We start from the raw sequence: 1,002 nt of genomic DNA, 5'->3' as shown, positions 1-1,002 counted from the left end.
CCTCACGCCAACAATAACGACCCCCACGACTCTCCGTCACCACCGAAAGTGAGACAGGGCCGATCTTTTTACAGTCCCGCCGACGCGGTGAGTCCCGCCGGGCGGAGTAATCCGCTGTGCTCACGGAGCGGATCATAGCGAGAAAGGTGCTCAGTGAACCTCTTTCGTCCTGAATAGTCGCAGGTCAACAGTGTGTGGATGGCTTGGACGGTGTGGCTGACGCGGCGGGTGGAGGAGCGTGCTCTCCGCTTGATGCGTCAGGACTTGAGCTGGGCGAAGGCGCGTTCGCCGGGGGCTCGGAGTCGAGCGTGGTCGCGGTTGCACTTTTGGTAGTGCTGCGGCTGTTCGCTGTGGTGGTAGGGGGTGCGGAAGGTGGCGCCGGCGCCCTGGTGGGCGCGGTCTGCCGGCACGAGGATCTGCCGGGTCAGGCAGGCCTGAACGATGCCGTGGGCGCGGGCCGGGGTCAGGTCGTGTGTGCGGCCGGGCGTCGCACGGGAGAACCACAGGGGTGTGCCGTCGGGACGGGCGATGACCTGCACGTTCATGCCGTGTTTTTTGTGCTTTTGCGAGTAGTACGGCTGATCGGCGCGGACACGGTCGGTGGCGATTAGGCTGCCGTCAACGGTGACGTGGTCGCCCTCACCGGGGCCGGTGAGGGCTTCCTGGATGCCTGGGGCCCAGGAAGCCAGCACGTCCAGGGCCTCGTCCACGTAGCGCCAGGCGGTGGCCTCGGATATCCCGAAACCCGCTCCGAGCTGTCGGAACGTCTCGTTCTTCCGCAGATGGACCAGAGCCAGGAGTGCCTGACTGAAACAACCCATTTTGCGTCACCGGGTGTTGCGGGCCTGCCGGTGCTCGTACAGGAGCCGGGCAACATGCTCGACCAGCTCGTGCGGGACATCGAGCGTGGCAGGATACGGAACCAACAGGGCCCCTTCGGTCGCCGGTGTGCTGAGTGGAATCACCACGCCAACGACGAGGGGCCCTGCCTCGTCACCACAG

The 1,002-nt window shown here is 65.6% G+C and carries 1 pseudogene; it reads right to left on the bottom strand.

Features of this window, described 5'->3' with window-relative positions:
* Positions 1 to 167: 167 nt before the first annotated feature.
* Positions 168 to 968: pseudogene (locus LCE31_RS39870) on the bottom strand (transposase family protein); the annotation flags it as partial.
* Positions 969 to 1,002: the final 34 nt, after the last annotated feature.

The organism is Streptomyces sp. 8L (genome assembly GCF_020176795.1).
Lineage (GTDB): Bacteria > Actinomycetota > Actinomycetes > Streptomycetales > Streptomycetaceae > Streptomyces.
The sequence above is the reverse complement of the archived record's forward strand: the minus strand, read 5'-3'. Positions and strand labels throughout refer to the sequence as shown.